Source organism: Flavobacterium sp. C3NV (assembly GCF_046825355.2).
Lineage (GTDB): Bacteria > Bacteroidota > Bacteroidia > Flavobacteriales > Flavobacteriaceae > Flavobacterium.
Window position 1 is genome coordinate 90,109 of record NZ_JBKQBJ020000017.1, and the last position, 24,121, is coordinate 114,229.

Below are 24,121 nucleotides of genomic sequence, written 5' to 3' on the forward strand. Positions count from 1 at the left end.
TTTAACTGTCTTTTTTTTTGTTTTATGTCATTAGTTCTCCTATCCATTTCAAATAAAACTACTCAATTAAACCTTTTACTTCATCAAAGTTTAATCCTCCGTAATTTCCTGAACTCATCAATAACAAAGCAGAATTATCAAGATTTAAATTGAAAAGATATTCTTTGAACTCTGCAGGATTAGTATAAATAATTAAATCTTTACGATTAAAAGCTGTTGCAATTTGCTCGTAAGTTACTTCTTCGAGTTGCTTAATTTTTACAGCATCCGGAGAATAGAAAACTACAGCAACATCCGCATATTCTAAAGCTCCTTCATATTCTTTCAAAAATTCAGCGTTTAAACTACTATAAGTATGCAATTCTAAACAAGCTACCAAAGTTCTGTTTGGGTATTGCTCTTTTACTGCTTTTGTAGTTGCAGCCACTTTACTTGGCGAATGCGCAAAATCTTTATACGCTACTTTTCCTTTTCCTTCGGCAATTTTTTCTAAACGTTTAGATGCTCCTTTAAAACTCGCAATTGCTTCGTAAAAATCAGCTTCGTCTACGCCCATGTTTTGACAGATCCATTTGGCACCAGCCAGATTATTTAAATTGTGTGCACCAAAAACTTCAATTGGCATATCGCCTTCCGGAGTTTCTAATAAAGTTACACCATCATTTACACTGTATTTTGGGGTAGTATAAGCCAGTTTACGAATAGGGTTTGTAGCAGCTTCAGCAACGCGCTTTACTTCTGCATCATCTTCATTATAAACCAGAATTCCTCCATTGGTAATTTTAGCTATGAAAATTTCAAATTGTTCTACATAATTTTCATACGTTGGAAAAACATTGATATGATCCCAGGCAATTCCTGAAATCAAAGCGATGTTAGGTTGATACAAATGAAATTTCGGACGTCTGTCTATAGGAGAAGATAAATATTCATCACCTTCCAGAACCATAAAATCATTTTCTTCGGTAAGATGCACCATTGTGTCGAAACCTTCAAGCTGTGCTCCTACCATATAATCAACTTCGATATTATGATAATGCATAACATGCAAAATCATCGAAGTAATGGTTGTTTTTCCGTGAGAACCTCCAATTACAACACGCGTTTTATTTTTAGATTGTTCGTATAAAAATTCAGGATAAGAGTATATTTTCAAACCTAATTCCTGCGCTTTTAGCAATTCAGGATTATCAGCTTTGGCATGCATTCCTAAAATTATCGCATCAATATCAGCGGTTATTTTTTCAGGAAACCAACCCAACTCAACCGGCAGAATTCCTTTTTTCTCTAATCTTGATTTTGATGGTTCAAAAATAGCGTCGTCGCTACCCGTAACTCTATATCCTTTATTATGTAATGCTAATGCTAAGTTGTGCATAGCGCTCCCGCCTATTGCGATGAAATGTGTTCTCATTTAAGTTCCAATTTTTTAAAATTTCAAATTCCAATCTTCAAATGGAATTCAATTTTGACATTTATTAAGCCTCGAATTTCTGTTTTAATTCCTTTGCTTTTTTAGTGTCTTTTAGATTATTCAAATATAAATTATATAATTTTTGAAACGTGGTTTTTGATTTACCAATTTCATGAGCCTTTATAAAGTTTTTTTCGGCTGCCGTATATCTCTTAAAGTAAACATCTATTCTGCCTCTCGATAAATAACCATCAACAGGCGATAATTGCGCTAACTGATTGGAATATGAAATTGCTTTTGATTCGCTTCCGCCAAAAATCCCCGGCAATTGCAAATATATTTCGATTAATGCCCATCTGGCCGGAAGGTGTTTTGGATCTAAAATAATAGCTTTTTCAAATGATTCTTTCATTTCACCCACCATTCCCAAAGCTTTTAGCCTGCTCACTTCCATTGCCCGCATTGCCAGACAGCCTCCGTATTTATAAAAATAATCTGCTTCTGTTGGTTTTAATTCTTTCAATTTCTTGAAATATTCACCGCCTTTTCCCCATGATTTTTGATGCGCTGCAATTTCACTCAAATACTCGATCGTTTTTATATCCGAAGGTTTGCTTTTTAAAACTCCTTCGAAAATAATCTGCGCTTCATCATACTTTTTTGCATGGTATAACTTTTCTGCTTTTTCAAAATTAGACTGTGACCAAATACAAATTGGTACAAATAAAAAAATGAGTAGCAGCTTTTTCATGTTTCAAAAATAGGGAAATATAAAACGTAACATTTAGTTTTGAAGATAAATTAGTAATTTGTACGAAATTTATTTTACCATTTTTCCAACCTTTTAGACAAAACCGCACTCTATATACTAAAACTCACTTATGAAAAAAATATTATTTGTTTTCTTATTGTTCTCAACGGCTTTATTTGCACAACAAACTGATAAAAAATGGGATAAAGTTATTGACTTTGAAAACGAAGGAAAAATTAAATCGGCGAATGAGATAGTAGATAAAATTTACAAAAAAGCGGTTTCGAATAAAGATGAAGTACAAATGACAAAAAGCTTTTTTTATCAATCTAAATATTTACAGGTTCTTGATGAAAATGCACAAACCAAAATTTTAAACAATCTTAACACAGATATCAATCGTGTTTCTATACCATCAAAAGCAATTTTAAATTTGGTTTATGCTCAATGTTTAAATAATTATTTTAATCGAAATATTTATAAGATAAGAAACAGAACTAACACAACTGATCTTAACAATGACTTTTTGACCTGGACAGAAAATAATTTTATTGTTCAAATTAATAACATCTTAAATAAGTCATTAGAAAATGAAGCAATCTTAAATAATACATCACTAACTAAATATGAAGCTATTTTTGATTATTCTATTTTAGAAAAGTTCAAAAAGGAAACCTTGTATGATTATCTTATTAAGGAAAACATAGCTCTTTACACATCAAGAATCCGTCAATGGGAGATTCAAAAAAATGATTTCATATGCATTAAGGAGCAACTTTTAGGGAATTCAAATGAATTTATAAAATTGAATTTTGATTTTGTATCTAATGATAATTTACGCATACTTCTTAAATTATATCAAAAACAAGAGGCAAACAATTCATCACTAGAAAATCAGTGGGAACGCATACAGTTTTCCAAAACAAATCTGCTGGATATCGACGAAACTTATTTTCCATTATTAAATAAACTACAAAAAATTACAACCGATGATTTTTTAATTCAAAAAATACAATTGGAAAAAGCTGCTTTTTTAATTCAAAAAGCATCAAAAGAAACTCATCCCGATTACAATATTAAGGCACTTGCAACTTTAGACAGTATTATAAATGTTAACAACCGATCTAATACATACAAATTAGCTTTACAAAAAAAAGGTAACATTTTATATAAAAGCATACAGGCTCAACTACAGCAATACACATATGCAAATGAAAATACCAGAGCATTATTTCGTTATAAAAACCTGGAACGACTAAAAATATCATTTTATAAAATCAATCAAAATCAGTTTATTGAACTTAGAAAATCGAATTATAAAAAAGATAGCTTAGGGAATGCTATTATCAGAAAATTACAACCTCTCAAAAGTGAAACTTACTCACTTGTAGATAAAAAAGATTTTTTCGAATACACTACAGAAGTTCTTTTGCCGAAATTAGAAAAAGGTTCTTATTTGGTTTATTTTGAAAGTGACTCAGATTTAAAAGATAAAAAAGCGTTTTGTTATGAAACTATTTCCGTTTCAAACTTATCTGTTTTGGCATCTCAAACATCATCAAAAGAAACATTTCAGGTATTGGATAGAAAAACCGGAAAACCAGTAGAAAATGCAACTATTAAATCTCCTTCATTTTATATTAAAACCGATAAGAACGGAATAGCAGTTAATAGTCAAAAACTCAACAACTATAATTACGAAGATTTAATAGTAAACGCAGAAAATGACACGCTTAATATACATAAAAACTACATAAATTATAACTCTGAATATATTGCAGAGAATGACAAAAACGATTCGTATTCAGATGGTAAAGTCGAATTTTATCTCGACCGCGCAATTTATCGTCCAGGACAAACAGTTTATTATAAGGGAATCGCAATCCATGAAAAAAACAATAAAAATATAATAGTTACTAATACTACTTTTAAAATTAATGTTGAAGATGTAAATCGTAAAAAAGTTCAGGAATTTACCGTTACAACAAATGAGTTTGGTTCTTTCTCTGGTGAATTTATATTACCTAAAACAGGACTTACCGGGACCTTTACGATGAAAGCCGATGAGCCCAATACGTATGAGAATGACATTATATATAACAAAGACGAAGAAGATCATCCGTTTTGGGATCACGTCAATCTCAAAAATTCAGAAATAGAATTTAGGGTAGAAGAATACAAACGTCCTAAATTTGAAGTGACTTTTGATCCTAAAAAAGAAAGCTTTCAGGTTAATCAACCAATGAAGGTAAAAGGAACCGCCAAAGCTTTTGCCGGAAGCAATATTTCTGATGCTAAAGTAACTTATACAGTAACCCGATATACAAGTTATTATAGAAGTTATTATGCACAGGACAACAATGAAATTCTAGCCTCTGGCGAAACTAAAACCGATGCTTCAGGTAAGTTCATTATTGATTTTGTTGCTTCCCCTTCTAAAAACAGCAAAAAAAATCTTTTACCCGTTTTCAATTACCGTATAAAAGCTAATGTAACAGATATTAATGGTGAAAGTCACGAAACTGAAACTACTGTAAAAGTAGGTTATCATGATTTAGTTCTTACAACCTCAATTCCTACTGTAATAGAGACCAAAAACAAAAATCAAATCAAACTATCGAGTACGAATTTAAATGGTGAATTTTTAGCTGCCAAAGGCGAAATCAAGATCTATTATATAAGTCCATTTTCGAATAAATTTAAAGGGAGAGTATTTCCTCAACCTGAAATCAAAACGATATCTGATCAGGAGTTCGAGAAATTATTTCCTTATGAAAATAATAAAAACACAAAAGATAGTATCATGGAAATTTTGGTATTTAATAAAACAATAGATACTCAAAAAGACAAAAATCTTGCATTAGATTTTATTTCAAACTATAAATCCGGGAATTATAAAGTTGTTTTTTCGGCAAATGACACTTTTAAAAATACAATCGAAAGTATTTCTAATTTTGAACTTATTCAAAGTAAAGACAAATTCGATACTAGTAAATTACTCAAGATCGATCAAATTAATACAGATCCTAAAAAAGATGGTTTTGTTACATTAAAAATTACATCGGTTGTTCCTGAACTTTATATTATAACCACAGGAAATTATGAAAGTGAAATATTTTCTCAGGAAACTTATCATCTTCAAAACAATGAAATAACACTTAAAATTCCGATCAAAAAAGAATTTAAAGAAACAGTAAAAATAGGTTTTGAAAGTGTTTTTGAAAATGAAACTTTTAATAATGAGATTGAAGTAACCTTAAAAGATTCAACTCCAAAATTAGAATTTAGCGTAGAAAGCTTCAGAAATAAGATTCAACCCGGAAGCAGCGAAAACTGGTCGTTTAAATTAAATGCTATAAATACCAAAAACGAAGCAGAAGTTCTAGCTTCTATGTATGATAGTTCACTAGATCAATTTACTACAAAAAATTGGAACGGCTTAGGTTTTTATGATTATAAAAGTGATCAAAGCAATAAAAAATCAAGCTTAGGTTTTGATAAAATATACGCTTCTATAAACAATCTAAACTCACCATACAGACATATAGAGCTGAATAACGAAACAACTAAACTAATGTGGTTTGGATTTGACTTTAATAACGACCAAAAAGAGAATTATATACAAAGAGAATATCAAAAACAACTGAATAAAAAGTTGAAAAAACCAAAAAATGCAAAAATAATCTACGGATCAGTTACTGATAAATCGAGCCAACCTCTTCCAGGAGTTACGATTACAATAAAAGGAACTCAAAGAAGCACATTATCAGATTATGATGGTTATTTCGAAATTGAAGCAGCAGGAACAGAAGAAGTTGTTTTTAGTTATATTGGTTCAAAAAGTCAAACTATTTTAATAAATAATCAAAAAAATATTAATATTATTTTAGAGGAAGACTCAAATGGTTTAGAAGAAGTTGTTGTTGTAGGTTATGGCAAAACAACGAAAAGAAATATGACTGCTGCTGTAAAATCAAAATCTGTCAGTTCAGAAGTTGTTGAAGAAGATAATAATGTTTACAATACTGCTGCTATTTCAGAAACTCTAACCGGAAGAGTTGCAGGAATTAGAATTAGAGGAAACTCATCAATTGACGGAAAAATGCCATTGTACGTGATCGACGGAGAAATTGCTTCAAAAGATGAGGCCAACAATTTAAATCCAGCAGATATCCTTTCGATGGATGTTTTAAAAGATGCAAAAGCCACAGCACTGTACGGAAGCAAAGCTGCAAACGGAGTCATAATCATCACAACCAAAAAAGCATTAGAAGCTTTAACGCAGGTAAAAGCCAGAAAAAACCTTTCTGAAACTGCTTTCTTCTTGCCCAATTTAAGAACCGATGCCAGCGGAAAAGTAAGTTTCAATTTTACTTCGCCAGAAGCTTTAACGGCTTGGAAGCTTCGTTTATTGGCACATAATAAAGATGCTGTTTCAGGTTATTTAGAGAAAAGTGTGGTGACGCAAAAAGAATTAATGCTTTTGCCTAATTTCCCTAGATTCTTTAGAGAAAAAGATACGATTGTAATCTCTGCCAAAATTTCGAATATTACAGATCAGCCCAAAACCGGAATCGCTATTTTACAGTTTTTCGATGCAACAACAATGCAACCAATAGATGCCAAAATGCTAAATGCAAAAAACGTGCGTAACTTTACTGTTGGTGCTTTTGGGAACACAACGGCGAGTTGGACAATTTCAATTCCCGAAGGTTTGCAAGGCGTTCAATATAAAATTTTGGCCAAATCTGGTAATTTCTCTGATGGAGAAGAAAACATACTTCCGGTTTTGACCAATAATATGCTGGTTACAGAAAGTATTCCGATTTGGGTTCGAGAGAATTCTACTAAACAATACACGTTTGAGAATTTAAAAAACAATAATTCAACGACTTTAAAAAACCATCAGCTTACTTTCGAATACACATCAAATCCTTCGTGGCTTGCGATTCAGTCTTTGCCTTATTTAATGGAATATGAACACGAATGTGCCGAACAGACTTTTGCTCGTTTTTATGCGAATGCTTTGGCCTCAGAAATTATATCGAGTAATCCGAAGATTGCAACTGTTTTTGAGAACTGGAGAAAAAACGGAAAACTGAATTCGAAATTAGAAGAAAACGAAGAATTAAAATCAATCATTCTGGCAGAAACGCCGTGGCTGAATGATGCTCAAAGCGAAGAAGAAAAGAAAAAAAACCTGGCTCTTTTGTTTGATTTGGAGAAAATGAAAACGTCGCAAGAAGCTACTTTCGATAAATTGAAACAAAAGCAAAAACCTTCAGGTGGATTTTCATGGTTTGACGGAAGTTCTGAAAGCGAATATATCACCAGACATATTCTGGCTGGTTTAGGTCATTTATCGAAACTGAACAAAACAGAAAATAACAATTCTAAAATCGATCAAATCACCAAAACCGGAATACCTTTTCTGGATAATAAATTCTTAGATTATTATAAAGAAAGAACCAAAAACTTAAAAAAATCAGAGAAATTAATTTGGATCAATCCATATTCTGATTTGCATTATTTGTATGCCAGAAGTTTTTATTTAGAAAATTATCCGCTTTCTGATACTTTGCAAAAAGCAACTAAATTGTATTTAGAAACAACTAAAAAAGATTGGTTAAAATATTCCCTTTACGAAAAAGGATTAGCCGCTTTAACTCTAAATCGTTTTGGAGAAAGCGAATCGGCTAAAAAAATCATAGAAAGCCTGAAAGAAACGTCATCGAATAATGAAGATTGGGGCATGTACTGGATCGCTAACAAAGCAGGTTGGTATTGGTATCAGGCACCTATAGAAACTCAGGCTTTATTGATTGAGGCTTTCGCCGAAGTGAGCCACGACACCAAATCTGTCGATGCCATGAAAGTCTGGTTGCTAAAAAACAAGCAAACCAAAAACTGGCCAACGACAAAATCGACAACAGAAGCTGTTTATGCTTTATTGATGCAAGGCAATGATTGGCTAAGTGTGAAAGACAATACCATCATTAAAATTGGAAACGAAAAAATGGTAACCAAAAAATTAGCCGAAAATGAAAAAGAAGCCGAAACCGGTTACATCAAACTGAATTGGAAAGCCGATGAAGTCAAAAAAGAAATGGCTTCAATCAGCATTCAAAACAAATCTAAAGTTCCGGGATTTGGTGGTGTTTATTGGCAATATTTTGAAGATTTGGATAAAATCAAAAATAACTCAGGTGTTGTTTTATCAGTTTCTAAAGAATTATATCTAAAGAAAAACTCCATGAAAGACGATCAATTAGAAAGAATTACAAGTAAAAACCCTTTAAAAACGGGTGATTTAGTTACGGTAAGATTAGTTATAAAATCTAAAGAAAACATGGAATTTGTGCATTTAAAAGATATGCGCGCTTCTTGTTTTGAACCTGTAAATGTTCTTTCACAATATCAATACAAAGATGGTTTAGGATATTATATGAGTACAAAAGATGCCGCAACGCATTTATTTTTTGACCAAATCAACAAAGGAACTTATGTAATAGAATATGACATTAGGGTAAACAACAGCGGTGAATTCTCGAACGGAATTACCACAATCGAAAGTATGTATGCTCCGGAGTTTTCAAGTCATACAAAAGGGATACGTGTAAAAGTGAATTAACAACTTGGAATAAAATTCAAATTCCAAAATTTCAACTTGTGTCAGGCTGAGCGAAGTCGAAGCCCTCCACGACAAACAAGCCTTCGACTCCGCTCAGGATGACATTCTTTTATAAATAAAAGTCATAAAAAAAACCCGACAAGCTTTAAAAACTTGTCGGGTTTACTTTTATAAATCAATTGAGATTATTTTGCAATAGTCAATTCATCAATAATATTTTTAGCTCCAGCGTATTTGTCGATAATCCAAAGAACGTAACGAATATCTACGTTGATTGTTCTTTGCAATTTAGGATCAAAAATAACATCTCCGGCCATAGCTTCGATGTTTCCGTCAAAAGCAATACCAATTAATTCTCCTTTTCCGTTAAGAACCGGTGAACCAGAGTTTCCTCCTGTAATATCATTATCTGTCAAAAAGTTTACTGGCATATATCCTGCTTTATCAGCATATTGTCCGTAATCTTTTTTCTTGTTCAATTCTAACAAACGTTTTGGTAAATCAAATTCCTGATCTCCTGCTTTGTATTTTTTCACCATACTTTCCATAGTAGTATAGTTATTAATTGTAGCATCGTTTCTTGGATCTGCAGGTAATGCACGCACTTTTCCGTAAGTCAGTCTCAAAGTAGAGTTGGCATCAGGGTACTGAATTGTGTTTAATTTCGATTCTCTTAAACCTTCAACCAATTCGCGGAAAGCAGTTGCAAAACCGTCATCAGATTTTGCCTGATCATCTGTTTTAGCACGGTATTTTGTCATCAAATCATTAGAAATAATATACAAAGGATCGTGTACAATTGCTAATGGTTTTGGATTAGCCATAAATGCCAACACTTTTTCTTTAGTTGTAAAGTAACTTATCTCAGTTGCTTTTTCAACATCTGCAGTAAAATCACCTTTATTCTCTGATTTCATTTTAGCTACTTGAGTACCTAAACCATATTCAGCACCTTTTGATGTATACAAGTTCAATTGTGCTGCAAAAATGTCTTTTTCAAGCGGCGCATAAAACTCTCCATAAATGTTATCGATCATCGCATTGATCTTAGGTAACATTTCTGCTTTTTTAGCGTCATTTTCATTATAATAAGCAATCAATGCATTTCCTAAGTTTGAAGGTCCTGCTGCATAACTTGATGTACGTAAAAGTTGCATTAAGTAATTGTCGTGAGTTGCTTTTAAGTTTGTCGATCTGTAATACTCATTAATAGTAGGAATTACATTTTCGTACTTTTCTTTATTAGCAGGTTTAGTTGCCCATTCGTAGAACTTATCTTCCTGTGCCGCTTTAACATCTACCGTTCCGGCTTTTGTTAAGGCATCGATCATTCCCTGACGGTTTTTCCAGTAGTTGGCAGTCGAAGCATATTTAGACGCATATTGCAAACGAACTGTTGCATCTTTGTCCATATATTTCTTCATTACATCCATTCCGGTTTTAGCACCTTCAACCCATGCAGGATATGCATATTTTATATTTTGCTCGATTCCGCCAGCTGGCATCCAACGGTTTGTTCTTCCCGGATATCCTAAAATCATAGCAAAATCATTTTCTTTCACACCTTTAATACTTACAGGTAAGTAATGTTTAGGCTGTAAAGGCACATTGTCTTTAGAATAAGCTGCAGGATTTCCGTCTTTATCAGCGTAAACTCTAAACATAGAGAAATCTCCTGTTTGACGTGGCCACTCCCAGTTATCAGTGTCTCCACCAAATTTACCAACACTTTCAGGAGGAGTTCCTACTAAACGCACATCGGTATAATCCTGGTAAACGAAATAGTAATATTCATTTCCCTGAAAGAAAGGACGAACAGAAACAGTATATTTTCCGCCTTCGTTGTTTTCTTTTTCAATTAAACTAATTTCTTGCTGAATGATTTTGTTTCTTTCAGTCTCAGTCATTGTATCATTTACTTTTGATAAAATTCTTTTAGAAACATCATCCATACGAACGAAGAAACGAACGTATAATGATTTTGGTTTCATTTCGGCACTTTTTTCTTTTGCCCAGAAACCGTCTTTCAGGTAATTTTGTTCAGCTGTAGAAAGTTCAGCAATCGCATTATATCCACAGTGGTGATTGGTTAAAACCAAACCGTTTTTAGAAACGATCTCAGCAGTACAACCTCCGTTAAATTGTACAATCGCATCTTTTAAACTATGATGATTAATACTGTAAATTTCTTCGGCTGTAAGTTGCAAGCCCATTTTTTCCATATCTCTATGGTTCAATCTTTCGATAAACATCAAAAACCACATTCCTTCATCAGCTTTTACAGGAAAAGCCATTAGGCACATGGTCAAGAATAAAACTATTTTTTTCATGTTATTTTGTTTAAGTGATGCGAATATAATTCATTTTCGCAACAAAAAATAGCACAAGTCATCAAAACCAAAAGATACAGAATACATTTTAAGACAATTTTACGAAATTCACAATTTCATAAAGCCAACAAATATATTATTAGTTTCAAACTCTTATTCTGTAAAACTCTTAAAATCCAAAACAAAACATTCAAAATCATGAATAAATTTAATTAAATTGTAAAAATAAACTTTCATAAATAAAATTATAAAATAAATTATTTCTTACAAATATTAATTAATATGTTTGCCGCAAATTATTAATTTAAATTAAAATGAAAAAATTATTATTGGCAGTTGCATTACTTATTGCAACCATTACAAATGCCCAAAAAGGTTCAATTTTATTAGGAGGAAATGTTGGATTTGACTCAGAAAAAATTGGAGATTCTAAAGCAACTAATTTTGAGTTTTCTCCAAAAGTAGGATATCAATTTGCTGATAACTGGACAGCGGGTGTTGAGGGAGCAATTGGTACTTTGGATGTAAAAGGATTAGAAAAAACAGAAAATTATAAAATTGGAGGTTTTGTTCGTTACTCAACTTCGCTTTCTGAATTATTTTCATTTTATGCCGATTTGGGAGCTGGTTATCAAAACACTTCCTTAAACAATGCAAAAGGAATGTACGCAAGTTTTGATCCGGGATTATTCATTAATATGAAAAGAGGTTTTGGATTAAACTTTTCTATTGGAGGAATTACATATGACAACCTTGATGGAAAAAATGACCCAAGACAAGAGCGGTTAGGTTTTAACTTTGGAAAAACCCTTAATATTGGAATCTCTAAAAATTTCGGACTATAATTTCTTTGCTTAACTGGAAATTAGTCTGAGATCATTTGTTTTTTTCGTTAAAAAACAAAAACCCGACAATCATAAAATTGTCGGGTTTTCTATTTTTAAAATATCTTTCTTAGTCGTTTAACATTTTCCAAAGTTTATCTTTCAAATCCGTTAAACCTTGTTGGGCAACTGATGAAATAAACATATAAGGAATGTCTTTGAAAGCAACATCTAATTCTGTTTTCAGTTCGGCTTTAAGTTCGTCATCCAGCATATCGCATTTTGAGATTACTAAAAGACGTTCTTTGTCTAACATTTCAGGATTATATTTGGTCAATTCGTTTACCAAAATATCATATTCTCCTTTAATATCAGGTGTATCAACAGGAACTAAAAACAACAATGTTGAGTTACGCTCGATATGACGCAGGAAATAATGTCCAAGACCTTTTCCTTCTGCAGCACCTTCAATAATTCCCGGAATATCGGCAATTACAAACGATTGAAAATCTCTGTAGGCTACAATTCCTAAGTTTGGTTTTAAGGTTGTAAAGGGATAATCGGCAATTTTTGGTTTTGCAGAAGTCAATACAGATAATAAAGTTGATTTTCCTGCATTAGGAAAACCTACTAAACCTACATCGGCCAGAACTTTAAGTTCCAGAATCACATCCATCTCTACACCCGGTAAACCTGGTTGTGCGTATCTTGGAGTCTGATTGGTTGAACTTCTAAAATGCCAGTTTCCTAAACCACCCTTTCCTCCTTTTGAAAGGATTCTTTTTTCACCATCTTCGGTAATTTCGAATAAGGTTTCTCCGGTTTCTTTATCTTTTACGACAGTTCCTAAAGGTACTTCGATAAATTTATCCTCTCCATCAGCACCTGTACTACGATCTCCTCCTCCGTCTCCACCGTGACCAGCTTTGATATGACGAGCAAATTTTAAGTGAAATAATGTCCACAAACCTTTATTCCCAACTAAATACACGTGTCCTCCACGACCACCATCACCTCCGTCCGGGCCTCCTTTTTCAATAAATTTCTCTCTATGTAAATGTGTAGATCCTTTTCCTCCCTTTCCGGAAGAAACATATATCTTAACATAATCTACAAAATTTCCTTCTGTCATTTTTTTTAATTTCAGATTTTAGATTTTGGATTTTAGATTGCTCTAAATCGTATTACTAAATTCTATTGTTTTTAGTTCAGTCTCAGTCTCGCTTTCAGTGCAAACTGCGACTGAATACTGTGACTGAAAACTATTTTATTCTCTTTACTCTTTAAGTGCTTTCACCAACACTTTATCAATCTTTACGCCATCCATATCAATGACTTCCAGCACAAATTTTTGCCAGATTAATTTTTCGCCTTCTTTTGGAATATGAGAAAGCTCGGTCATAATCATTCCGCTTACTGTATTTACTTCGTAATCATTTGTCAATTCGTCTAACTCAAAATAGGTTAGGAAATCGTGTAATGAATAATGCCCGTCTACGAGCCATGTACCATCTTCTCTTTCGACCAATTGAAATTCGTCTTTATAAAAATCAGATGCATCACCAACTAAAGCTTCCAGAATATCATTTAAAGTAATAATTCCTTGGAAAACACCGTATTCATCAGAAACTAAAGCGTAATGAACTCCGGTTTTCTTAAAGTTTTCTAATGCTTTGTAAGCTGTTGTCTGCTCCATTAAATAAGGAGGATCTGTCATTATTGCTCCTAAATCAAAATGATCGCTTTCGATGTTGGCAAATATATTTTTTAGGGTTACGATTCCCACAATGTCATCGTAATTATCTCTATAAACGGGATAAACGGTATGCAAATCCATAAGAACAAGTTCCTTTATTTTGGCTTTATCAGCATTAAAAGGCAACATGTCTACCGATTTACGGTGTGTCATTAATGAATTTACTTTTCTGTCACCAATATGAAAAACACGTTCTACGATATCTTGTTCAATTTCCTGAACTTCTCCGCCTTCAGTTCCTTCTTTTATAATGGCTTTTATTTCTTCTTCGGTCACTTTTCCGTCGGCTGAAGGTTTAATTTGTAAAACGTTCAGTAAAAAATCTGTCGAAGTGGTAAGCAGCCAAATAAATGGTGCTGTAATAATCGAAATGATCTTCATTGGCATTGCTACCATTTTTGCAATCGATTCAGGATAATTTAACCCGATTCGTTTTGGCAGCAATTCTCCTAAAACTAATGAGAAAAATGTTAAGACTACAACTACAATCCCAACTGCAACTGAATGTGCGTAGGGTTTTAAAACAGCAAATCCGCTCACAAATGTTTCTACATCTACCGTGATTTTATCACCACTATAAATACCTGTCAAAATCCCGATTAAGGTAATTCCGATTTGTACTGTAGATAAAAACTTATTTGGCGAATTGGCTAAATCGAGCGCAATCCTGGCACTTTTATTTCCTTTTTTTGCGGCAGTTTCGAGTCTGTTTTTTCTTGCTGAAATAAGTGCAATTTCAGACATAGAGAAAACTCCGTTTAATAGTATTAGAAAAAATATTATTAGTATTTCCAATTTGAGGGTTATTCGTTATTTAATAGTTCGTTAATATAATTTGCAACTTCGGTATTTCATAGCCCAGATGGAAGAGAAAAGCCCGGAGCTAAAAAAACTAATTTTTCTTGCCAGAAAACAGCGACCGGAGGAAGCTCGTTTTATGGTATAGAAAAATAGTTTTTTAGTGTCCCGATAGCTATCGGGATTTCACGTACAGCTGGAAAAAGCTTCTACAAATTATCTATAACTGACGTTAATCGCTCTGTAATTTCTTCGATAGTTCCGATACCGTTTACGGCATAAAACTTGTTTTGTTCTTTATAATATCCAATTAGTGGAGCCGTTTTCTCATTGTATTCCTGATATCTTACACGAATTTTTTCTTCGTCCTGATCATCAACTCTTCCACTTGTTTTTCCTCTTTCTAACAAACGCGCAACCAAAATTTCATCATCGGCTTCTAATGCGATTGTAGCAGTAACACTTGACCCAATTGTTGGTAAAAATTTATCCAGTGCTTGTGCCTGATCTAATGTTCTTGGGTAACCATCGAACAAGAAACCTGCTGTATCAGGATGTTTGTTTACTTCGTCTATTAACATTGCAGTGGTAACTTCGCAAGGAACCAATTCTCCGTTGTCCATAAAAACTCTTGCTTTTTTACCTAAATCTGTATCATTTTTTAAATTAAAACGAAAAATATCTCCTGTTGAAAGGTGAGTCAATTTGTATTTTTCTTTTAAAAATTCTGCCTGAGTTCCTTTTCCTGCTCCTGGCTTTCCAAATAAAACAATATTAATCATAATATGAGTGAGTGTTGTTACTTCTGTTTTTTATAAGAAGTTTTAAATGAATATATAGTTGTGTGTGTTTATAATTATTCTGCCAATTTATATACTTCGGGTAAATTTCGTCCTAAACCATCGTAGTCTAATCCGTAACCCACGATGAATTTATTTGGAATTCTGATTCCGATGTAATCTATTTTGATGTCTTTTTTATAGGCATCTGGTTTAAAGAACAAAGTCGCAATTTTAAAATGTTTTACATTTTGCGCTTTAAACATCGTTTTTAATTCTTCGATCGTGTTTCCGGTATCGATAATATCTTCGATGATAATTACGGTTCTGCCGGATAAATCCTGATTGATTCCTATTAATTCCTTTACGGTATTAGTAGATTCGGTTCCTTCGTAAGATGCCATTTTGATGAATGAAACCTCGCAATTACTTTTATACTTTTTTAAAAAATCTGCAACGACCATAAATGCACCATTCAAAACTCCTATAAAAATTGGAGTATCGTCTCCAAAATCATCTTCTACCTGAGCTACTAATTTGGTCAAAGCAAAATCAATTTCTTTGGCCGAAATAAACGGAACAAATTGTTTATCGTGAAGTTGTATCATTATTTTTATGTTTAAAATAATGGGCAAAGATACAGAATTAGAACTAAAGTGTAAGTATCAAAATAGGCTGGACACATATTTTTTTAAGAATGTTAAATATCACATAATATTTATAAATCTTTTCTTAAAAACATTTTTAATTTTACTAAATTGTTGTTCTATAAATATTTAACCCTAAACTATAATGAAAAATACCACGCAATTATTTTCTATATCCCTACTAGCTATACTAACAGCCTGCAACGGACAGGTGAAAAAAGAAGAAAAAGAAGCGCTTAGCAAGCAACCTAATACGATTGTAAAAACAGCGGTTGGCGACCTGACTCTGCCTCCGCCTTATGCAACTGAATCGAAAACAAACAACAGTAAAGTTATTGGCTGGCCTGAAGGAAAAACTCCAACGGCTCCCGAAGGTTTTGCAGTTACAAAATTTGCTGATGGTTTCGAAAATCCCCGCTGGACTTATATTGCTCCAAATAATGATATTTTTGTAGTAGAAAGCGGAACAAGAACCAGTAAAAATCAAATTACTGTATTGCGTGACAAAGATAAAGACGGTAAATTTGAAACCCGCGAAGTTTTTATAAAAGACTTAAACAAACCTTTTGGGATGTTGGTGCTAAAAGACTTTTTCTACATTGCCAATACAGATGGATTATACCGATATCCTTATAAAAACAATCCGCTAAAATTAGAAACTCAGGGAACTAAAATTCTTGAACTTCCTGCCGGAGGTTACAACAATCACTGGACAAGAAATATAATTGCTAATCCTGAGGGAACAAAAATCTACGTTTCTGTAGGTTCAGGAAGTAATGTTGGTGAAAACGGAATGGACAAAGAAGTACGTCGTGCTGATATTTTGGAAATTAATCCTGACGGAACCGGTGAGAAAATTTATGCTGCCGGACTTAGAAATCCTGTTGGAATGGACTGGAATCCAGCAAACAAGGAACTCTGGACTGCTGTAAACGAACGTGACGAATTGGGCGACGATCTTGTTCCTGATTATGTAACGAGTGTAAAAAGAGATGGTTTCTACGGCTGGCCTTATTCGTATTACGGAAATATTCCTGATCCAAGAATGAAAGGTGAACGCAAAGATTTAGTAGAAAAAGCTATTGTTCCGGATGTTCCGGTTGGTGCTCATACGGCTTCATTAGGATTGGCTTTTTATACTAAAGATGCTTTTCCGGCAAAATACAAAAACGGAATTTTCGTAGGACAACACGGTTCCTGGAATCGCGCCAAAATATCAGGTTATAAAGTGGTATTTGTTCCTTTTGCGAACGGAAAACCTTCTGGAAAACCTGAGGATTTTTTAACTGGTTTTATTTCTAATGCTGAAAAAGCCGAAGTTTACGGACGTCCGGTTGCGGTTACGGTTACACCAGACGGATCGCTTTTGGTGAATGATGATAGCGGAAATACGATTTGGAAGGTAACGGCGAAGAAGTAAATTCCAATTTTAACGGGAATTCAAAAACGGTGAATTTTTACCGCAAAGAGCGCTAAGATTTTTTATGTAGCTTTTTATAATAATGCAAAGTTCGCAAAGCTTTATCTTTTTAATCTCGTAAAGTGGCAGAGTCACAAAGAAAATAAAAACTTTGCTGCTTCGCGCCTTTGCGAGATTATTAGACATCAGCTTTAAAAAAAACTTTGCGAACTTGGCGTAAATCTTAGCGCCCTTTGCGGTTAATTTTTTCATATTTCAACAAACTCTTTTATGATTTTAAAAAAATATTGTTTTCTCTTTCTTGTGTTTTATGTTTTCCAAAATACTAAAGCACAAGAAAAAGAAAGCAAAACTATTGATTCTCTCAAAACTCAGAAACTGGACGAAGTTGTTATCAGTTCACTTCATGTTAATAATCGCTTGCAGAATACACCGGCTGCAATTGGCATTTTGTCTAAAAAAGACCTTTTGCAAAATAATGCAACAGATATTACTACGGTAATTAATACTATTCCGGGAGTTTTTATGCAGTCTTCTAATTTTACCACAACCCGAATTTCGATTCGTGGTATTGGCGCAAGATCTCCTTACGGAACCAATAAAATCAGGGCCTTTTATGGCAGTATTCCGCTAACTTCCGGGAACAGCGAAACGGTTATTGATGATATTGATCTGGAAAATATTGGGCAACTTGAAGTTATCAAAGGGCCGCTTTCGAGTATTTATGGCGCGGGTTTGGGCGGTGCGATTTTAATTTCACCTCAACTTTCGAAAACGAATGGAGAAAATGCCAGCGTAAGCAGCGTTTTTGGTTCGTTTGGATTACTTAAAAACAGTTTGAATTATAGTCTAAATGAGAAAAGTTCCAGTCTGAATATCAGTTACCATAATCTTAAAACCGATGGATGGAGAGAAAACAGTTCGTACAATCGCGAAGGAATCACACTTGCAGGAGAATTATTCAAAAAGAAAAATAACAAACTGACGTATTTTTCGAATTACACTTATTTGAAAGCTTATATTCCAAGTTCGATTACTAAGGAGGTTTTTGATTCTAACCCTAAACTGGGCGCCTCGACCTGGGTAGCTTCAAAAGGGTTTAAAGAATACAAATCGACCTTGGCAGGATTGGCTTATGATTTTAAAATTAATGATCATCTGAGTAATGCTACTTCAATATTTGTTAATTATAAAGACAGTAACGAACCTCGTCCTTTTGATATTTTACATCAATATACTTTTGGAACTGGCGGAAGAACGCAGTTTTCTGGAGATTTTAAAATAGGAAAAACAGAAAATCAATTTATTGCGGGAATTGAATATTTCACAGATAATTATAACGGGAATACTTTTGAAAACCTCTACAAAACCAACAATGATCAAGGAAGCTTACAAGGAAATCAATTAACAGAAACCGATCAAAAAAGACATTTTTATAATATTTTTTCGCAAATCAGAATGTTACTTTCTGATCAGTTCGAAATTCAGGCAGGATTAAATTATAATGAAACTCATTTTGAGCTAACGAATTTTCTGCCGAATAAAACGGCAACTGAAAAATACAGTTATGACGGAATTTTTTCTCCTCAATTGTCTTTTTTATACAAACCCAATTCCGAAAGAACTTTATACTTTTCGGCAAGTCGCGGATTTTCATTGCCTGCGACCGAAGAAACACTTACAAGTTCCGGCAACATCAATCCTGATATAAAACCTGAAAGCGGTTATAATTTTGAAGCTGGCGGAAAATTCTATTTCTTTAATAAAAATCTTTATACTGAATTTGCGGTTTACCGAATGGAAATAAAAGATTTATTGGTAGCGAAACGCATTGGCGATGATCAATATGAAGGTGTAAATGCCGGAAAAACATTTCATGAAGGAATCGAAGTTTTAGCAAAACACAACTGGACGATTAATCGTTTTTTTACCTTGAATTCTTTTATCGCAGCTTCGTTAGGAAAGTATGAGTTTAAAGATTTTGTCGATAACGGAAACGATTATTCAGGAAATAAATTAACGGGAGTTGCGGCGAATAAAGTAAATGCGGGAATAATTTTAGATACTTCTTTAGGGATTTATTTTTCTGCCGATTTTCAATTTACAGATAAAATTCCGCTCAATGATGCTAATTCTGCTTATTCAGATTCTTATCATATCGTCAATTTAAAAACAGGTTATCGTTTTGAAATTCTCCCTAATTTAAATACCAATTTAGCTTTCGGTATTAATAATGTTACGGATGAAAAATATGCTTCAATGATTTTGCCCAACGCCGTTGCTGTCGGGAACGCAAGTCCACGATATTATTATCCGGGACTCCCTGTAAATTATTACGGAACTATTTCACTAAATTACTTATTTTAGATGTGTCCTAAATCGAAAAAAATGTCATCTGAATTACAAGCAAAACTAGACTATGTAAATGCTTACAGAGAAAACCGACTCATGGCGGCTCAGTATGTTTTAGAAAATCATCATTTATTCGAAGAATTGGTTTCGATTTGTTTTTCGCCCGAAGATAAAAACAATCATAAAGCCTGTTGGATTTTAGAATTTGTATCCTACGAAGAATTAATCTGGCTGCAACCTCATCTCGATTTTTTATGTTCTAATTTGAAAATTTTAAAGGATGAAAGTTCGATAAGGCCAATTGCAAAGGTGGTTCAGCTTTTAATAAAATCACATTATAAGAAAAATGATGACAGCATTTTACTTTCCGAAGAAAACCTCCAGGATTGTATCGAAGTTTCTTTTGACTGGCTGATAAATGATGTAAAAGTGGCAACAAAAGCCTATTCTATCAGAACGTTATACATCTTAGGAAATCATTACGACTGGATTCATCCGGAATTGCAAGTTATCCTGAACAAAGATTATGGAGATCATTCTGCGGCTTATAAAGCTGTCGCCAAAGAAGTTTTGAAGAAAATCGAAAAGTGATTTTTAGTTTGCCACAAATTTCACAAATTAGCGCGAATTTTTAATCTGCCCAAATCTTAACATATAGCCTTACGTTTATTTTTTTGCCACAGATTAAATGATTAAAATGATTTTTTTAGTTAACCGCAAATTTCACAAATTAGCACAAATTTTTATCTACAAAATCTAACACATAGCTTTGCGCCCTTTGCATCCTTTTAACAATTAAAACTTTGCGAACTTTACGAAACCTTTGCGGACTTTGCGGTTAATCTTTTTCAGCCACAGATGAGACGATTAAAAATGATTTTTTTTAGTTAACCGCAAATTTCACAAATTAGCACAAATTTTAATCTGCAAATCTTAACACATAGCTTTGTGTTCTTTGCCTCCTTCTAACAATTAAACTTTGCGAACTTTGCGTAAATCTTTGTGGACTTTGCGGTTAATTTTTTTTAGCCAAAGATTAGATGATTAAAAAGGATTTTTTTTACCACAAATTTCACAAATTAGCACAAATTTTTATCTACAAAATCTAACACATAGCTTTGTGTTCTTTGCCTCCTTCTAACAATTAAAACTTTGCGAACTTTGCGTAAATCTTTGCGGACTTTGCGGTTAAATTTTTCACCACAAACTAAAAAAAGTTCACCACAAATTCCACAAATTTTCACTAATTGTCTTCCAGTTGAAATTAGAATTGGAAAAAAATCATGAAAATCATGAAATTCGTGGCAAAAAAAAGATTAAAAAGTATCTTTGCAAAAACACAACTACAATGAACTATTTTTCTTCTGATTTTAAATTAGGAATATTAGGTGGCGGACAATTAGGAAAAATGCTACTGTCTGACACTCGAAAATTTGACATACAAACTTATGTTTTAGATCCAAGCGACGAAGCTCCTAGTAAAATTGCCTGCAATAAATTCTTTCAGGGCGATTTGATGGATTATGAAACAGTATACAATTTTGGAAAACAAGTCGATGTTTTGACTTTTGAAATCGAATTGGTTAATCTTGAAGCTTTAACGCAACTAGAAAACGAAGGTCTAAAAGTATATCCTTCTCCAAAAACCTTAAAAGGAATTCAGAATAAAGGAGTTCAAAAAGATTTTTATACTCAAAGTAATATTCCGACAGCTTCATATTTACGATTTGATAGTCCGGCACATTTGCAAAAATCAGTTGGAGATAATGAAATCACCATTCCGTTTGTATGGAAATGTACTGAATTTGGTTACGACGGAAATGGCGTAAAAGTCATTCGCCAGATTTCTGATATGGATGATTTACCAAATGTTGAATGTATTGCAGAAACCATGGTTCCGTTCAAAAATGAATTGGCCGTTATCGTAGTAAGAAATCCTTCAGGAGAAATAAAAACTTATCCGGTTGTCGAAATGGAATTTCACCCGGAAGCCAACCAAGTAGAATATGTAATTTGTCCTGCACGAATCGACGAAAAAGTAGCTGAAAAAGCCAGAGCAATTGCTTTGAATGTTTCGGAGAAATTCAATCATGTTGGTCTTTTGGCAGTTGAAATGTTCCAAACTCATGAAGATGAAATTTTGGTAAATGAAGTTGCTCCTCGTCCACACAATTCAGGTCATTATTCGATCGAAGCAAGTTACACATCACAATTCGAAAATCATCTACGCGCTATTTTAGATCTTCCGTTAGGAAACACAGACAGTAAAGTTGCCGGAGTTATGGTAAATTTAGTCGGTGCCGAAGGTTTCTCAGGAGATGTCGTTTACGAAAATATTGAAACCATTTTAGGATGGGATGGAGTTACACCACATATCTACGGTAAAAAACAAACAAGACCTTTTAGAAAAATGGGTCACGTTACGATTGTAAATGAAAACATGGGCGAAGCAAGAAGAATTGCAGAGGATGTTAAGAATACAATTAAAGTGATTTCTCAATAACATTTTCTAACCAATAGGATTTATGACTGAATTAGCAAAAATCGGAAAAAAGCAAACATTATTTGTATTCATTTGTATTTTGATAATTTCATTATATTCAACTTACATCTATCAGTCTTACCAATCAGAAATTGACATAAAAAATTTGATCTCTGGAATAACCCGCTTTTTTTTAACGATTGGACTTCTTTATCTGGTATATATTGGAAAAAAATGGGCAAAAGTCGTAACGATCGTACTTTTTTCGATTGCAAACGTAATTCTCATAATTAGCTTATTTTCAATTGATATCTCTTTGATAAATAAAGCTCCAATAATAATTATGACAGTCGTATATAGTTTTTCACTTTACCATTTTACAATTTCAAAAAGCTTCAAAGCATTTTTTGAATATCAAAACAATAAAAATACTGACGTAATTTCATAAATAAAAAAACAAACATTTTCAGTCTCAACAAAAACCTGAAACCTGAAACAAAACAAACAAAAACAAAATGAGTAAAGTAGCTATTATAATGGGAAGCATCTCAGACATGCCAGTCATGCAGGATGCCATCGACATACTAAAACAATTTAACATTGAAACTGAAGTTGATATCGTTTCGGCACACAGAACGCCGGAAAAATTATTCGATTTCAGTAAAAATGCTCATACTCGCGGCATTTCGGTAATTATTGCCGGCGCGGGCGGTGCAGCACATTTGCCTGGAATGGTAGCTTCGATGTCACCACTTCCTGTAATTGGAGTTCCGGTAAAATCAAGCAATTCTATCGATGGCTGGGATTCTGTTTTATCGATTCTGCAAATGCCAGGCGGAGTTCCTGTTGCAACTGTAGCTTTAAACGGAGCAAAAAACGCCGGAATCTTAGCAGCACAAATCATTGGAAGTCACGATAAAAAAGTACTTGATACGATTATTGCTTACAAAGAAGAATTGAAAGCGGCAGTTAACAAAGCTGCTGAAGGATTGAAATAGTTTTCAGTCGCAGTTTTCAGTATAAACAGCGACTGAATAGAATACAAAAAACAAAGGCTTCCTGTACGGAAGCCTTTTGTTTTACCCTTTTATATTTCTGAATTATGCTTCTTCTTCGATATCCTCCAGAACAGATTCAAATTCATATTCTGTAATGTCTTCTTTATTTATCCAATTCTCCGAAGTAACCAGATCATAATTTACATTATCATCTGTGGTTAATTCCCAAACAATAGCTTCGGCTTCAGGAAATGGAATATTTTGAGAAATTTGGTTTTCGAATAATCTTTTGATAAGATTTCTATCAGACAAACCTTTATTCAATAATTTCAGCACATTTTCTGCTGTCAGTTTTTGTGCTTCGCCATCTGTTGGTGTCATTGAAAAATGAACAATAGAAGCTTTTGCATTGGGGAATTTTCCGTTGTATGCTTTAAAAAGTAATTGATTGATATGAAACAAAGTTCCCTGCATATCTATTTCGGGATATTCCTCACAAACTTTATCAATCAACATATTATGCGATATTTGCTCGATTTGTCCGTCGCCTAATCGATCAGGAAATTTATATTTCAAAACTATTTCGGCAGCTTCATTAGGTTCGTAATCCGATATCGCCATTTCTAACAATTCCGGTAGACTCGCTTTGTCTGCAGTTGCACCATCGGGATAATTGAATTTTTCTAATAACTGAACAAAATCTTCATCAGACCAATATCCTTCTACTTCATTAACCGTATCTATATTCTTTATTACAACTTGATAATTCATCATTTTTTTGTTTTACAATTTCTGATTAGCATTTTATATTCTAATCGCATTTTTTCAATTTACGATTTTTAAAACCCTCACAGAAATAAATAACATATCTATAACACAATTTAAGAGGATTTTATGCCTAGAATCAATTCTATATAGATGATTAGATTTTTATAAATT

The 24,121-nt window shown here is 33.2% G+C and carries 17 protein-coding genes; 8 read left to right on the top strand and 9 right to left on the bottom strand.

Translation table 11 applies throughout. The annotated features are described in order from the left end of the window. Positions 1 to 58: 58 nt before the first annotated feature. Both ACIDC4_RS20805 and ACIDC4_RS20810 read right to left on the bottom strand, forming a co-directional pair. Complete coding sequence (locus ACIDC4_RS20805) at positions 59 to 1,414, bottom strand: UDP-N-acetylmuramate--L-alanine ligase (RefSeq protein WP_412043684.1); 1,356 nt, start codon at positions 1,412 to 1,414, stop codon at positions 59 to 61. Positions 1,415 to 1,478: 64 nt separating this feature from the next. Next, positions 1,479 to 2,165: a tetratricopeptide repeat protein gene (locus ACIDC4_RS20810; RefSeq protein WP_412043683.1), complete on the bottom strand. Its 687-nt coding sequence runs from the start codon at positions 2,163 to 2,165 to the stop codon at positions 1,479 to 1,481. Between the two features lie 130 nt (positions 2,166 to 2,295). Here ACIDC4_RS20810 and ACIDC4_RS20815 point away from each other — a divergent pair, with 130 nt between their 5' ends. Next, complete coding sequence (locus ACIDC4_RS20815; RefSeq protein WP_412043682.1) at positions 2,296 to 8,796, top strand: alpha-2-macroglobulin family protein; 6,501 nt, start codon at positions 2,296 to 2,298, stop codon at positions 8,794 to 8,796. 185 nt (positions 8,797 to 8,981) lie between these two features. Here ACIDC4_RS20815 and ACIDC4_RS20820 read toward each other — a convergent pair whose 3' ends face one another. Next, complete coding sequence (locus ACIDC4_RS20820; RefSeq protein ID WP_412043681.1) at positions 8,982 to 11,126, bottom strand: S46 family peptidase; 2,145 nt, start codon at positions 11,124 to 11,126, stop codon at positions 8,982 to 8,984. 314 nt (positions 11,127 to 11,440) lie between these two features. Here ACIDC4_RS20820 and ACIDC4_RS20825 point away from each other — a divergent pair, with 314 nt between their 5' ends. Beyond that, positions 11,441 to 11,971, top strand: a complete 531-nt coding sequence (locus ACIDC4_RS20825; protein WP_412043680.1) for a porin family protein — start codon at positions 11,441 to 11,443, stop codon at positions 11,969 to 11,971. Between the two features lie 109 nt (positions 11,972 to 12,080). Here the strand turns inward: ACIDC4_RS20825 and obgE are convergent, their stop codons facing one another. The 4 genes from obgE to hpt form a co-directional block, all read right to left on the bottom strand. After that, a complete protein-coding gene (gene obgE, locus ACIDC4_RS20830) occupies positions 12,081 to 13,082 on the bottom strand; it encodes a GTPase ObgE (protein ID WP_194617139.1) in 1,002 nt (333 codons plus the stop codon). A gap of 144 nt (positions 13,083 to 13,226) precedes the next feature. Then, positions 13,227 to 14,501, bottom strand: a complete 1,275-nt coding sequence (locus ACIDC4_RS20835; protein ID WP_194617138.1) for a hemolysin family protein — start codon at positions 14,499 to 14,501, stop codon at positions 13,227 to 13,229. 212 nt (positions 14,502 to 14,713) lie between these two features. Continuing rightward, positions 14,714 to 15,286 carry an adenylate kinase gene (locus ACIDC4_RS20840; protein ID WP_065450832.1) on the bottom strand — a complete coding sequence of 191 codons (573 nt, stop codon included), beginning with the start codon at positions 15,284 to 15,286 and terminating at the stop codon, positions 14,714 to 14,716. Between the two features lie 74 nt (positions 15,287 to 15,360). After that, positions 15,361 to 15,891, bottom strand: a complete 531-nt coding sequence (hpt, locus tag ACIDC4_RS20845; RefSeq protein ID WP_412043679.1) for a hypoxanthine phosphoribosyltransferase — start codon at positions 15,889 to 15,891, stop codon at positions 15,361 to 15,363. Positions 15,892 to 16,075: 184 nt separating this feature from the next. Between hpt and ACIDC4_RS20850 the strand changes: the two genes are divergently transcribed. Further along, entirely contained in the window at positions 16,076 to 17,350 is a 1,275-nt protein-coding gene (locus ACIDC4_RS20850; RefSeq protein ID WP_412043678.1) for a PQQ-dependent sugar dehydrogenase, read from the top strand. 9 nt (positions 17,351 to 17,359) lie between these two features. Here the strand turns inward: ACIDC4_RS20850 and ACIDC4_RS20855 are convergent, their stop codons facing one another. After that, positions 17,360 to 17,602, bottom strand: coding sequence for a hypothetical protein (locus ACIDC4_RS20855; RefSeq protein ID WP_488381163.1), 243 nt, complete (start codon positions 17,600 to 17,602; stop codon positions 17,360 to 17,362). An 18-nt stretch (positions 17,603 to 17,620) separates the two neighbouring features. Here ACIDC4_RS20855 and ACIDC4_RS20860 point away from each other — a divergent pair, with 18 nt between their 5' ends. The 5 genes from ACIDC4_RS20860 to purE all read left to right on the top strand — a co-directional run bounded on the left by ACIDC4_RS20860 (position 17,621) and on the right by purE (position 23,182). After that, positions 17,621 to 19,717 (top strand): TonB-dependent receptor, encoded by a 2,097-nt coding sequence (locus ACIDC4_RS20860; protein ID WP_412043677.1) that lies wholly within the window; start codon positions 17,621 to 17,623, stop codon positions 19,715 to 19,717. Between the two features lie 21 nt (positions 19,718 to 19,738). Continuing rightward, positions 19,739 to 20,293, top strand: coding sequence for a hypothetical protein (locus ACIDC4_RS20865; protein WP_412043676.1), 555 nt, complete (start codon positions 19,739 to 19,741; stop codon positions 20,291 to 20,293). A 757-nt stretch (positions 20,294 to 21,050) separates the two neighbouring features. After that, positions 21,051 to 22,205: a 5-(carboxyamino)imidazole ribonucleotide synthase gene (locus tag ACIDC4_RS20870; protein WP_412043675.1), complete on the top strand. Its 1,155-nt coding sequence runs from the start codon at positions 21,051 to 21,053 to the stop codon at positions 22,203 to 22,205. Positions 22,206 to 22,227: 22 nt separating this feature from the next. Continuing rightward, a complete protein-coding gene (locus ACIDC4_RS20875) occupies positions 22,228 to 22,632 on the top strand; it encodes a hypothetical protein (RefSeq protein ID WP_230033163.1) in 405 nt (134 codons plus the stop codon). Between the two features lie 67 nt (positions 22,633 to 22,699). Continuing rightward, positions 22,700 to 23,182 (top strand): 5-(carboxyamino)imidazole ribonucleotide mutase, encoded by a 483-nt coding sequence (purE, locus tag ACIDC4_RS20880; protein ID WP_041516353.1) that lies wholly within the window; start codon positions 22,700 to 22,702, stop codon positions 23,180 to 23,182. 102 nt (positions 23,183 to 23,284) lie between these two features. Here purE and ACIDC4_RS20885 read toward each other — a convergent pair whose 3' ends face one another. Further along, positions 23,285 to 23,956, bottom strand: coding sequence for a hypothetical protein (locus tag ACIDC4_RS20885; RefSeq protein WP_412043674.1), 672 nt, complete (start codon positions 23,954 to 23,956; stop codon positions 23,285 to 23,287). Between the last annotated feature and the right edge of the window lie 165 nt (positions 23,957 to 24,121).